The sequence below is a fragment of the Anaerococcus urinomassiliensis genome (assembly GCF_900128425.1).
Taxonomy (GTDB): Bacteria; Bacillota; Clostridia; order Tissierellales; family Peptoniphilaceae; genus Anaerococcus; species Anaerococcus urinomassiliensis.
The window spans coordinates 89,930-102,595 of record NZ_LT635782.1 but is presented as its reverse complement, the minus strand read 5'-3'; the positions used below and the strand labels follow the sequence as shown (position 1 = coordinate 102,595).

Sequence of the window (12,666 nt, the reverse complement as noted above, 5' to 3'; positions counted from 1 at the left end):
ATACTCTCATATTTCCAATATAAAAGATGCTAAAATTTAACTTCTAGCATCAAATTTTGATCCACATTTTGGACATTTTACTTTTATCTTGCCTTTTTTCTTTGGAATTCTAAGTTTTTGCCCACAAATTGGACAAGTAATTTGCTTGTGATCTTTGTCATTTCTTTTTGTTTTTATATCTCCTTTAAATCCTCCCAAGGATTTTTTAATTGGATTTAGGAACTTATCCTTAAAATAATTATTTTCAAGCCTTCTCTTTTCTATATTTTTAGAAAAGGCCCTAAAAATAGCATAGGCAAAAAACACAAAGCCCAAAGTATACAAAAAAGATGATTTGGCAAAATATGAGATTAGGGACGTGATTATCCCAGCCCATAGTAAAAATATTCCAAATTCGTCTGTATTTAATTTATTATTCATCAATTCCCTCAACTAATTCTTCTAAAATTTTGCTGATATCTCCTTTTATGAGATAATCAGCTCTGGAATCCCTGCCAGTAGGGTCCATATTTATTAATACTAATTTGTTTCCCCCATAAAAATCTATAAGACCTGCAGCAGGATATACTGCAAGAGAAGTACCACCTATGATAAGCACGTCTGCATTGCTTATAAGATTTATAGCATAGGAAATATTGTTCTGGTCAAGACCTTCGCCATATAAAACTATGTCTGGCCTTACAATACCACCACAAGCATCACATTTCACTAGGCTATCAAATTTTTTTGTATAAGAAAGGTCAAAATTTTTGCCACACTTAGTACAATAAAAATCAACTAGGTTGCCGTGAAGCTCAATTACATTTTTGCTTCCTGCATCTTGGTGAAGACCGTCAATATTTTGGGTAATTATTCCTTTAAGCTTGCCCATTTTCTCAAGCTTTGTTAAAGCATAATGGCAGGCATTTGGTTTAATTCCCTCTATCATTAGATTTTCTCTGCAATAGGTCATAAATTCATCTGGATGATTTATGAAAAACTCATGACTTAGCATATATTCTGGCGAATAATTCGAATTGTTTTCTTTGTTATAAAGGCCTGTAGCAGACCTAAAATCAGGCAGACCTGATGCAGTAGAAACTCCTGCTCCTCCAAAAAACACAATATTATTAGAATCCCTGATTATATGTTTTACTTTATCAAAATTTTCCAAAATAACTCCAATCTATAAATCTAAATTTTCTTCAAGATTACCAGTGTTCAAAGCCCACATTCCTATCAAAACTATTATATAGTATATAAGTGTTGTTATGTTTTTATATATGCCAAAATTCCCTATAGCAAAAGGATATATGAAGGCATAGTTCATAGGCAAAGCGTGTTGTATGCCAGAAGCTACTAAAACTAAGGAATAGTATTTACATACGAAAAATCCAAGTATTAGGACAAGGCCTATAATAAGTATTATTAGCAAATTGCCATGATTTTTATTAGTAAATCTATTTCTTGCTTGACCATAAAAACTTATGGCAAAAATTATCAAATACCATATAAGTCCTAAGAAAAAGTAATAAAGTAAATCACTTGTGATTTGGTAATTCAATAGTTTCAATAAAATCAATGTGAATATCAAATTGTAAATATAAACTAAGATTAATAACAGTAATTTGCTTGTAAAATACTTAGATCTTCCCATAGGCAAATTAAAAATAATAGTTGATGAACTTGTAAACAAATCCTTTCTTATAATTCCTAGAGAAAAACTTACATTAACAAATACAAATATCATTAATATTACATTAAAAACAAGCTTATAGGATAAGATACTATCGATAGATAGAAAACTATTTGGTGCAAATTCCAAGGCTAATCCAAGGATTATAAGCAAGGCAAAGAGAATACTTGTATTCCTAAAATATCTTTTATTTCTTATTAAATCAAATTTCAAAAAATTCATAATCTTAACCTAAATAAATATTGTCATAAAATTCACTTATGCCAACTTTTTCTTTTTTGCCAATATTTATAGCTGTATCCCTATAGTGAATACTTACATTTTCAAGGAAAATCACTTCATCTATGAGATTTTCCACTAATTCTAGTTGCTGAGAGGCAATAAGGAAAGTTTTCCTTCCATCAATTCTATCAATCAATAGATCTATAGCCTTACTAGTAGAAATTGGGTCTAAGCCATCAAATACTTCATCCAAAAGGAAAATCTCAGCATTGCTAGCAAGTGCTAGGGCAAGATTTAACTTTTGCCTTTGGCCCTTGGATAAACCCATAGCCATTCTTTTTTCATCAAGTCCAAAAAAATCTAGGATATCTTTGGCTTCATCTGCTGAAAAATCAGGATAAAAATGTTCATATAAGTTTATTAAATCAATCATCCTAAGTTTCTCATCAATAATTAAGTCATCAGCCTTGTAGATCAACTTTTCCTTGACTTTAGGATTTAAATTTTCTCCTAAAATTTTAAAAGATCCAGAATCAGCCTTGACAAGACCAGTCAATATCTTAATCAGTGTAGATTTGCCAGATCCACTTGGACCAAGCAAGCCAACTACCTTTCCTCTTTCAATGTCAAAAGATATGTCATCAAGGGCTGGACTATTATTATATTTTTTACTTATATTATTAACTTCAATAGCCTTATCCATTTGCAAGACTCCTAAGTTTCAAAATCTCCATAACATCATCGAGGTTTAAACCAATATTATTGAGCTTAGCTGAGAAATCATTTATATATCGATTTAGATATTGATTCTTTAGCAAACCTATTTTTTGATTATCAAAAATGTAATAATAACCATCAGATTTTTCTTCGATAATATTTTCTTCCTTTAGAACTTCAAGCAATTTAAAATAATAATTCGGATTTATTTTAAACTTACTGGTAAAAAACTTTCTATCCTTTAATTTTTCACCACTTTTTATCTTTCCGCTTAATATATCAATAATGATATAATCTTTTATTTCATCTACTTTGCTAGTATATGTCATATCAATTAATCAAACTTACCTTACTATCATAATCTTTTACAGCATCAACAAAAACTTGTATGACCCTCTGGCCATATTCGCCCAAATTTTCAAATACCATATGAAAATTTATTATCTCAATATCATTGTCTTTGACAACTAATTAATCGTAAAGGGCATCGAGATTTTCTACGTAATAATCAAAAATACATTTTCCATTTAATAATTTGTAAAAGGTTTCTCTATCTTTAAAATCATTGGCATCAAATCTAATCATAACTTTTCCTTTATTTTACTTTTTGTCTGCTTATGGTATTATTATAACAGACTTTAGAAAAAAGCTCTAAACTTCATAAATTTATAATTTTTAAAAAATTTATAATAAATGCTTGACAAGATAATTTATTTATCGTATACTAAGTAAGTAATCGTTAATAACGGGGTGTGGCGCAGCTTGGTAGCGCGCGTGTTTTGGGAACATGAGGTCGAAGGTTCGAATCCTTTCACCCCGACCATATTGATCAGTAGAATTTTCTACTGATTTTTTTATATAAAATATTATATTGATAGTGCTCGGCTTTGAGAAGGTGAGGCTCAAAGGTTCGAATCCTTTCACCCCGACCATATTGATCAGTAGAATTTTCTACTGATTTTTTTATATAAAATATTATATTGATAGTGCTCGGCTTTGAGAAGGTGAGGCTCAAAGGTTCGAATCCTTTCACCCCGACCATATTGATCAGTAGAATTTTCTACTGATTTTTTTATATAAAATATTATATTGATAGTGCTCGGCTTTGAGAAGGTGAGGCTCGATGGTTCGAATCCTTTCACACCGACCATATTTAAACAGTAGTAGATAGAACTACTGTTTTTTTGTAACTATTTTTAATTAAGATATATCTGTCATATTGAGCGAATGCGAAATATCTCCTTAGCAATAGTACTTTTGATTTTTTTCGCGTCTTATTATAATTCATTTTTCTATTTTTTAACTTTCTTTGTACTAAAAAACTGCAATCTCTTACGATTGCAGTTTTTACTAAAATGCTTGCATTTTGTTAAATGTTTGGCCACTCATTTCGCCTTGTTCACTTACGTTTAATGTTCCATTTTCAAATGTCGCATTTATTGGAGTATCTACGTTAACTCCTTGTATTGTTAGGCTTATTTCGTTTCCATTTTCTTGCCAGCTTCCTTGGTGAACTCTGTTATCTTTTTGATATTTCAAAGTTCCATCTTCTCTTAGGCTTAGTCTAGTGCCATTGCCTTGATATTCGTTTGCTACTCCATCTGTCTTTGTGAAGTATTTTGATTGGTCAACAGCTATGGAATCATCTATTGTTAGCCCTGATAATGAATTATTTATTCTGGCTATGACTTCTTCTAGGAATCCAAAACCATAGTATGGGATTTCATAGTAGGTATAATCGTCAGCCACAAAGAACTTGTGGAAGATTTCATTATCTGTTGTTAGTGGACCTTGGCTATAGAATTTACCATCTTGGTCTTTCTCAGATTTAACATTTTGGTATTCTACAAATGAATAGTAGGTGTATTCATTTTGATATAGTCCTTCATAATCTTCTTTTGCCTTGATTTCATATACTAACATAACTCTATTTTTTAGATCTTCACTATTTGAATCTGTTCCTGTGATTGCACCAAGATAGTTCATTGATTCAATTTTTGTGAATGTTCTTTCGTTAAATGTTTCTTTTATCAAGGTTCCAGAGTTTGTTTTTAATATGTTTAGTAAATCTTCGCTTAAATTGTCCACACTAGCTATATAACCGTCGTTAGATTCGCTAGCTTCTTTGTCCTCTTCTTGATCGTTTTGATCACTAGGCTCTCCTGGAACGGTGATGGTTTTATCAAGTGGACTTAGTCTTACTTGGTAGTTATTAAATATTTCTTCTTCGTTTAAGTTTATTGTAATATTTACTTCTTCCCCAGCTTTTAATTCGCTAGTTTTGCTTGGCATAATCTCTAGCTGGCTCATATATTCTGGTGCATCTTCTGTTAGACTTGTTGTTAGACTTATTTTTGGATCTTCTCCTTGGAAGTTTATATCAATATAGTTAAATGGATCGATAGATTCTTCTACATTTAGTCCATCTACAATTACAGACTTCATTGTGTTTGCAAATAATACGTTGTAATCATCTGCAAGACTTGGGTCTGACACATTAGCCACAACTGTTATCTCTTCACCGTTTGAAAGATTAGAATCTTTTGAGAATTGGAAGGTCGTTGCACTAGCTAATTCTTCTACAAATTGGTTGGCAGCTGATCCGTATTGATCATTCTTCCTATCCTTGTTTACATATTGAATTTGGCTAGCAAAATCATTTAGAAGTTTTGTAGTGTCAAGGGATGCATTTGGTGAGGCACTTGCATTATCACCAGTATAGCTAACATTGATATAATTGCTTAAATCTACCTCTACATCTTTTGGCTTTCTATTCATAAATAAATATCCAATAACAATAGCAAGAGCTAATAGTAAGATTGGCAATAGATAAATTGGCTTGAATTTAAATCCTTGCTTTTCTTCATTGTCTTTATTCTCGCTTTTTACTTCTTGGCTTTGGTTTACGCTTGACTCATAAGTTTGTTGAGTTTCTGGAATACTTTGAATGTTGTTTTGACTATGAGTCTCTTGATAAGTATTATTTTGAGAATAAGTCTTTTGATAAGCATCGTTAGGACTTTGATGACTTCTAATCAAAGCTGCAAGGTTCCCAGATCTAGCCGCTTTCTTATCAGAGTCTTCAGAGCTCTTCTTTAGGAGATTAGCAATCCTAGCTTCTACATATTCACTAGGTATGTCGTCAATTTCAGGCGAATTTTCTAGACTAGAATTTTCATCAATATTATGAGTACTTGCTAAGTTTTCCTTATCTGAATAGACGGGATCTTTAGAGCTTTCAAAGCTTCTATGGCTAAGGACTTCTCTGGAATCCGAGCTATTTACTTCTCCTGTATTCTTTCTCCTCTTATCCTTGCTTTTCCTATCATCAGTTGGATTGTACCCATAGTAAGCTGGAGGGATTTCTTCTTCAAATTCCACTCTTTGCTCCAAGGATTCTTCTGGACTATTATTTCTAAATTCTGATTGATCAGATTCAGAATCTATAGAAGCTTCTTTAGGAACTTTCCCATCTTGAACAGCTTTTTCCTCTGTGTCCTTGTTTTTGATTTTAAAGGCAGAAAAAATTTCCTTAAACTTGTTAGATTTAACTTCACTACTATCTTTATTACTGTTTTCTTGATTTTTTATTAAATTTTCATTAGTATTCAGGGATTCGTAGGTTGATCTGCCTATTAGATTGTCTTCTTTACTTGTTTCAATCTCTTTTTCTATAGGATTATCTATAGGATTTTTATCAAGTTTGTTGCCACAAACAGGACAAAATCTAGCATTGTCATCAACCTTTGCCCCACACTTAGAACAAAACATTGATTCTCCTCAATAAAGGTATATATATTATAATATACATCATTAATAAAAAAATATAAACCCTTTGCAGAGTTTATATTTTTAAATTCTAAATATTATCAAGATTTAGATATGGTTTACCAGAAGCTTTTGGAGCTTTTGACTTCCTTTGGAAGATAATTAGTATCAATAATGTTGCAATATATGGAATCATAGAAATAAATTCTATTGGAACGCTTAGGTTTGATCCACCAAGATATGTTGCTATTGATTCTGCTAGACCAAAAAATAGTGAACCAACTAGGACACCTTGTGGCTTCCAGTTACCAAATATAACTGTTACAAGGGCAATATAACCTTGACCTGCGATTAGAGTTGGTGAGAAAGAACTTACTACTGCAAGTGACATACTTGCACCACCCAAGCCTGCCATAAATCCAGAAAATATTACTGCTAAATATCTAGTTTTCTTTACAGGAATATTTAAAGTTTCTGCTGCCTTTGGGTGTTCACCAACAGCTATTAGTCTAATCCCCCATTTTGTTTTGTACAAAAATAGGTATAGAACCACAACCATGATGATAGCTATATAAACAGTTGCATATTGTCCGAAAATATTTAAGAAAATTTGATTGCTACTTACAGATCTAAACAATCTAGGAATCTTATTTTCTAGTGGGATTGAAGGTGTTTGTGTAGCACCATCAAAAAATAACCTTGCCAAAAATAGGGCCAAACCAGGTCCTAGGGTATTGATAGCTATACCTGATATAGTTTGGTCTCCTGCAAAACTAACTGAAATAATAGCATGAATTAGACCAAACAAAGCTCCAGCAAGGCCACCTGCTATAAAGGCAATCCATGGATTACCCACGTTATAGCCGACAGTTGCCCCGACAAGGGCTCCTATTGTCATCATTCCTTCAAGACCGATGTTTACAACACCAGATTTTTCACTCATCATGCCACCAAGGCCTGTCAAAAGCACAGGAGCAGCGTTTGAAAATGTATTTCCCAATATGAGTGCTAACATTACTAAATTCATCTACTCCTCCTTACTTTCTACTTTTCTGACCTTAATCTCTTCGCCAGTTTCATTTATAATATTTGGATTATTATTACTTTCCTTGTTATCAAAATCCTCATTAGGATCTTTTATATCAATTTTATCTGTCTCATCTTCTTTAACTAGAATTTTTTCTTCTATTTGACTCTCTTTATTTGTTTTTTCATAAACAAATTTGTCACTTTCACGCTTAGCATTTTTTTCTGCTTTTTTCATTTTTCTTCTAGCTTTTATAATTCTAAAGATAAGTGGAACAGCTGTAAATAGGATAATAGTACCTATGATAATATTGATTAATTCTGTTGGAACTCCAAGAACCCTTTGCAAGTTGCTACCTGCATATTTCAAAGATCCAAAAAATAGGCCTGAGAATATTACAGCAATTGGATTGTTGCTTGCTAGAAGCGCTACAGCAAGCCCATCAAAACCGTAGTTATCCATAGCAGATAAAACTGATAGGCAGTATGTGTATCCTATTACTTGGCAGACACCAGCAAGAGCACATATTGCTCCAGATATAGCCATAGATTGGATAATTTTATTACCTGAGTTTATTCCACCATATTCACTTGCTTCCCTATTTAGACCAACAGCTTTAAGTTCATAACCTAATACAGTCTTGTTTAATATATACCACACAGCAATTACTGCAAGGATACCAAGTATTATCCCAAGATGCACTGGTGCCTTGAAAAATTTGCTGAAAAATGGTCCAAAGTTTTTGTATGAATCCTTAAACAATGTAACCTTTGCACTATCTAAGATATCAAATGTAGAAAAGGCATTTGGTTTTTGGTATTTGTAGGCTATAAAGTTTTGGAAATAAAATGCTATCCAGTTTAACATTATTGTCGAAATTACTTCATGGATGCCAAATTTCGCCTTTATAAAGCCAGCTATAGCCCCATATAAGGCACCTGCAGCCATTGCTAAAATAATAGCTACTATTGGGTGGATGATTGGAGGAAGTGGCAAAGCGTAAGCAACCATAAATCCTACAATTGTTCCTACAATATATTGACCTTCAGCCCCCATATTGAAAAGACCTGTCTTAAAGGCAAAGCTTACACCAAGACCTGTTAGGATAATTGGAGTAGAATATACTACCGCCCAGCCTATATTTCTAGGTGTCTTTATAACACCAGAAACAAGAGCGCCATAGGCCTCAAGTGGGTTATAACCGGATATGCCTATTACTATTGCCCCTAGCAAAAGTCCCATAAATATGGAAACTAGTGTAAATAGAAATTTCGAATTGCTTAAGGCAAGTTTTCTATTTGATTTTATTTGTGTATCTGTCATTGTCCACCTGCCATTAATCTTCCTATTTCAAACTCATCAGTCTCACTAGGGATTTTTTCTCCGACGATTTTACCATCATAAATTACCAAAATCCTATCTGATAAGTCCATTACTTCGTCTAGCTCAAAACTAATGAGCAATACTGCCTTGTTATTATTTCTCAAATCCACAAGATATTTGTGAATAAATTCTATTGCTCCAACGTCAAGTCCACGTGTTGGTTGAGATGCTATTAGTACATCTGGGTTGTTTGCAATCTCTCTTGCTATTATTACCTTTTGTTGGTTACCACCAGATAAACTCATAACTTTTTCATTGATGTTATTCGGTCTAACATCAAATTTCTCTACCAAGTCTTTGGCATTATTGTCTATATTTTTGAAATTAAGCTTGCCCTTTGTTGAGAACGGTTCCTTTCTAACATTTTCCAAAATCATATTATCCTTTATAGGATATTCCAAAATAAGGCCTCTTTTTTGTCTATCTTCTGGGATTGAGTTCATGCCAGAATCTATAATAGTCCTAGGATCTTTGTTTGTAACATCAACTCCATTTAAAGTTATGCTTCCACGGTTTGATTTTGCCATTCCAGTCAAACAGTCAATAAGCTCACTTTGTCCGTTACCGTCAACGCCAGCTATACCTAGGATTTCTCCTGCTCTAATCTCTAGATCAAGACCCTTAAGTATATCTATGCCTCTCTTATCCTTGGCCCATAAGTCTTCAACCTTAAGAACAACTCCACCTGGCTCTTGAATTGCCTTGTCTACTTTGAAGCTTACATTTCTGCCTACCATCTTTTCAGCCAAAATATTTTCATCAATATCGGCAACCTTTAGCTTGTCTATATATTTACCACGTCTTATTATTGTACAATAATCAGCCATAGCCTTTATCTCAGCTAGTTTATGAGTTATGATAATAATAGATTTTCCAAGCTCAGTTAATTTATTAATAATTTCTATAAATTCGTTAATTTCCTGTGGAGTTAATACAGCTGTAGGCTCATCAAATATTAGTATATCAGCTCCCCTATATAGGGCCTTCAATATTTCTACTCTTTGTTGTTGGCCCACAGATATGTCTTCAATTTTGGCATCTGGATTTATTTTTAGACCATAATCATCAGAAAGTTTTTGGATTCTCTCCTTGGCTTTTTTTCTATCCAGAAATAGTCCATCGTCGTCTTCATGACCTAAGATAATGTTTTCTGTAACACTTAGGGGTTCTATTAGCATAAAGTGCTGGTGAACCATACCAATTCCTGCATCTATGGCTTTTTTAGGAGTCATGTTTGGAATACTTACTCCATTTATAGAGATTGTCCCACTAGTTGGTGGGAACATTCCATACAAAATATTCATCAGGGTTGTCTTTCCAGCCCCATTTTCTCCCAAAAGAGCATGAACCTCAGATTTGTGAAGATCAAAGTTAATATCAGTTAAAACTTCATTGTCTCCAAAACGTTTGGTAATATTTCTCATAGATACTACAGGATTATCCTTGTATTGTTTATCCATAATATCCTCGCTAAATTTATACTCTTATTTATTTTAACACATTATCGATAATTATTGTAGACAAAAACTAATAAAATACTATATTATGCATAACTTTTTTGCAAATTAATATTTAATGTGAAAAAAAGACCTCAAAAGAGGCCTTTTAAATCTTTACTTAATTATTCTGCTTCAATGTATCCCATTTCGATAGCTTCTTCTTCGTTTTGTGGAACTTCGATTTTGCCATCAATGATATCTTGTTTGATTTGTTCAACTTTTTCTTTGATTTCATCTGTTACTAGGCCATTGTCAGCATATTTGATGCTTACAGCATCTCCATCTGCAAGGGTAAATCTTACAGTTTCTCCACCCTTGAATTCACCTTTTTGGTAGTCATCAATAATAAGTTTAACTGCATCGCCTACACCTTTGATTGTTGATACTAACATATTATCTGGTGCTTCTTCTTGTTGATCACGGTCAACACCGATTACCCATTTATCATTTTCTTTTGCAGCTTCAATAACGCCAACTCCTACACCCCCTGCAGCGTGGAAAACTACGTCAGCTCCGTTTTGATACATTCTGTCAGCAATATTTTTACCTGCAGCTTGGTCATTGTAGCTGTTTGCATATTGAACTTGTACTTCAATATCTTCACCTTTTTCACGAGCAGCATGTTCTACACCAGCTCTGAAACCATAGTCAAATCTACTGATTACAACGCCTTCCATACCACCGATGAATCCAACGTTGTTTGTTTCACTCATCATACCAGCGATATATCCTACTAAGAATGAATTTTGGTGGTCAGCAAAACCAACACCTACAAGGTTTGGTAGTTTTTCTTCGTTATCACTATCGATAATTACATAGTTTTGATCTTCATTATTTTTAGCTGCTTCAACTGTTGGTTCATATAGAGCATATCCTACTGTTAGGATTATGTCTGATTCAGAATCTAGAGCTGATTCAAGGTTTGGTTTATAGTCAGAGTCCTTGTGGCTTTCGATATAGTCAAATGTAGCTGTTCCATCAGATTCAGCCCCTTGTAATCCTTCGTAAGCAGATTGGTTAAATGATTTATCATTGATGCCACCAAAGTCTGTTACCATTGTTACAGAAACAGTTTCACCTGTTGGAGTTTCACTAGCTTCGCCTTTGTCGTCCTCTTTTTCTTTGGTATCTGCATCTTCAGTTTCTGTTGTTTCTTCAGTCTCTTCAGCTGCAGTTTCCTCTGTTGTAGCTTCTTCTGTTGTTTGTTCTGGTTTTTCTTCAGCCTTGTTAGTATCTCCCCCACAAGATGCTAGTACAGCTGTAAGAGATAGTGCTAGAACACCTGTCATGAATTTCTTAATTTTCATTACTTCCTCCAAAAAATAGTAATTGTATTCATATTTACAAGACTTATTTTATCTTATATGCGATCATTTGTCCATAAATAACAAATATTTAACAAATATTTCTAACTTGTAATTAAGCGAGCCATTAGAATGCAAATATATGTTCTTGGCTATTGTATTATTTTTTTAAAGGTGTTATAATTAACTTAGAAAAGGTTTCCACAACAAAATATTTGTAAGAACGAGAGCGGGATGTATTTTTACTACAACCGCTCTTTGTCTTTAACTAAGGAGGTTATTATGAGAGATATTTTTGTGGCAGAATTTGTAGGCACTTTTTTACTTATTTTATTAGGTGATGGAGTTGTTGCAAACGTACTAACACGTAAGTCAGGAATGGCTGGTGCAGGTCCAGTTCAAATCACTTTGGCATGGGGTCTTGCAGTAATGATTCCAGCTACCATATTTGGCGCAATGAGTGGTGCACATTTTAACCCAGCTTTGACTATTGCCCTTGCTTTTAAAGGCGATATAGCTTGGAATACAGTACTAACTTACATACTTGGCCAAATGCTAGGTGCTATGCTAGGTGCTTTGTTAGTTTACCTACTATTTAAAGATCATTTTGATGATACTTGTGAAGTTGACCCAGCTATAGTACGTGGATGCTTCTGTACAGCTCCTTCAATCAAAAACACAGGTAGAAATTTCCTAGCTGAAATGGTTGGAACATTTGTATTAGTTTTTGCTATCCTTGGTTTTGGTAATGTAGCAGGCGCTGGCGATGTTGGAATGAACTACATCTATGTAAACGGTCTTATAGTATCTGTTGGTATGTCTTTAGGTGGACTAACTGGTTATGCAATTAACCCTGCTCGTGACCTTGGTCCAAGAATTATGTACCAAATACTTCCTTTTAATAAGAAAGTTGACGCTATGTGGGATTACTCATGGATTCCAGTACTTGCTCCAATAGTTGGTGGTATCATAGCTGTACTTTGCTTCAATTGGATATTCTAATTAATTTGATATAGTTTAGATTATAGCAGCAATCAGAAACTGGGTAAGTATCCTAATAAGATAGTACTT

10 protein-coding genes, 1 tRNA gene and 1 pseudogene are annotated in these 12,666 nt (G+C 33.5%); 2 read left to right on the top strand and 10 right to left on the bottom strand.

What is annotated here, in order from left to right; all coding sequences use genetic code 11:
- Positions 1–36: 36 nt before the first annotated feature.
- The 5 genes from BQ7474_RS01490 to BQ7474_RS01470 are packed head-to-tail and all read right to left on the bottom strand — an operon-like array spanning position 37 to position 2,943.
- Complete coding sequence (locus tag BQ7474_RS01490; RefSeq protein WP_073997301.1) at positions 37–420, bottom strand: hypothetical protein; 384 nt, start codon at positions 418–420, stop codon at positions 37–39.
- A complete protein-coding gene (locus BQ7474_RS01485) occupies positions 413–1,153 on the bottom strand; it encodes an NAD-dependent protein deacylase (protein ID WP_073997300.1) in 741 nt (246 codons plus the stop codon). The genes BQ7474_RS01490 and BQ7474_RS01485 overlap by 8 nt, the downstream gene beginning before the upstream one ends.
- Before the next feature lie 12 nt (positions 1,154–1,165).
- A complete protein-coding gene (locus BQ7474_RS01480) occupies positions 1,166–1,897 on the bottom strand; it encodes a hypothetical protein (RefSeq protein ID WP_073997299.1) in 732 nt (243 codons plus the stop codon).
- A gap of 4 nt (positions 1,898–1,901) precedes the next feature.
- Positions 1,902–2,600 (bottom strand): ABC transporter ATP-binding protein, encoded by a 699-nt coding sequence (locus BQ7474_RS01475; protein ID WP_073997298.1) that lies wholly within the window; start codon positions 2,598–2,600, stop codon positions 1,902–1,904.
- The gene (locus BQ7474_RS01470) at positions 2,593–2,943 is read right to left on the bottom strand and encodes a hypothetical protein (protein ID WP_073997297.1); all 351 of its coding nucleotides are present in this window, start codon (positions 2,941–2,943) and stop codon (positions 2,593–2,595) included. The genes BQ7474_RS01475 and BQ7474_RS01470 overlap by 8 nt, the downstream gene beginning before the upstream one ends.
- Positions 2,944–3,360: 417 nt before the next feature.
- On the opposite strand from BQ7474_RS01470, the gene BQ7474_RS01465 reads away from it, so the two are divergent.
- Positions 3,361–3,437 (top strand) — tRNA-Pro (locus BQ7474_RS01465).
- Positions 3,438–3,964: 527 nt separating this feature from the next.
- On the opposite strand, the gene BQ7474_RS01460 is transcribed toward BQ7474_RS01465, so the two are convergent.
- From BQ7474_RS01460 to BQ7474_RS01440, 5 genes and pseudogenes are all read right to left on the bottom strand, one after another.
- Positions 3,965–6,385: a zinc ribbon domain-containing protein gene (locus tag BQ7474_RS01460; protein ID WP_073997296.1), complete on the bottom strand. Its 2,421-nt coding sequence runs from the start codon at positions 6,383–6,385 to the stop codon at positions 3,965–3,967.
- A gap of 88 nt (positions 6,386–6,473) precedes the next feature.
- A complete protein-coding gene (locus BQ7474_RS01455) occupies positions 6,474–7,409 on the bottom strand; it encodes an ABC transporter permease (RefSeq protein ID WP_073997295.1) in 936 nt (311 codons plus the stop codon).
- Positions 7,410–7,622: 213 nt separating this feature from the next.
- Positions 7,623–8,732, bottom strand: a pseudogene (locus BQ7474_RS01450) (ABC transporter permease); the annotation flags it as partial.
- Positions 8,729–10,252, bottom strand: coding sequence for an ABC transporter ATP-binding protein (locus tag BQ7474_RS01445; protein ID WP_073997294.1), 1,524 nt, complete (start codon positions 10,250–10,252; stop codon positions 8,729–8,731). The pseudogene BQ7474_RS01450 and the gene BQ7474_RS01445, both read right to left, overlap by 4 nt.
- A gap of 161 nt (positions 10,253–10,413) precedes the next feature.
- The gene (locus BQ7474_RS01440) at positions 10,414–11,598 is read right to left on the bottom strand and encodes a BMP family lipoprotein (RefSeq protein ID WP_073997293.1); all 1,185 of its coding nucleotides are present in this window, start codon (positions 11,596–11,598) and stop codon (positions 10,414–10,416) included.
- 279 nt (positions 11,599–11,877) lie between these two features.
- On the opposite strand from BQ7474_RS01440, the gene BQ7474_RS01435 reads away from it, so the two are divergent.
- Positions 11,878–12,597 (top strand): MIP/aquaporin family protein, encoded by a 720-nt coding sequence (locus tag BQ7474_RS01435; protein ID WP_073997292.1) that lies wholly within the window; start codon positions 11,878–11,880, stop codon positions 12,595–12,597.
- Positions 12,598–12,666: the final 69 nt, after the last annotated feature.

Excerpts from the sequence above, each read along its gene's own strand:
- BQ7474_RS01490 (WP_073997301.1), bottom strand. The coding sequence starts at position 420 with ATGAATAATAAATTAAATACAGACGAATTTGGAATATTTTTACTATGG.
- BQ7474_RS01480 (WP_073997299.1), bottom strand. The coding sequence starts at position 1,897 with ATGAATTTTTTGAAATTTGATTTAATAAGAAATAAAAGATATTTTAGG.
- BQ7474_RS01475 (WP_073997298.1), bottom strand. The coding sequence starts at position 2,600 with ATGGATAAGGCTATTGAAGTTAATAATATAAGTAAAAAATATAATAAT.
- BQ7474_RS01470 (WP_073997297.1), bottom strand. The coding sequence starts at position 2,943 with ATGACATATACTAGCAAAGTAGATGAAATAAAAGATTATATCATTATT.
- BQ7474_RS01460 (WP_073997296.1), bottom strand. The coding sequence starts at position 6,385 with ATGTTTTGTTCTAAGTGTGGGGCAAAGGTTGATGACAATGCTAGATTT.
- BQ7474_RS01455 (WP_073997295.1), bottom strand. The coding sequence starts at position 7,409 with ATGAATTTAGTAATGTTAGCACTCATATTGGGAAATACATTTTCAAAC.
- BQ7474_RS01445 (WP_073997294.1), bottom strand. The coding sequence starts at position 10,252 with ATGGATAAACAATACAAGGATAATCCTGTAGTATCTATGAGAAATATT.
- BQ7474_RS01440 (WP_073997293.1), bottom strand. The coding sequence starts at position 11,598 with ATGAAAATTAAGAAATTCATGACAGGTGTTCTAGCACTATCTCTTACA.
- BQ7474_RS01435 (WP_073997292.1), top strand. The coding sequence starts at position 11,878 with ATGAGAGATATTTTTGTGGCAGAATTTGTAGGCACTTTTTTACTTATT.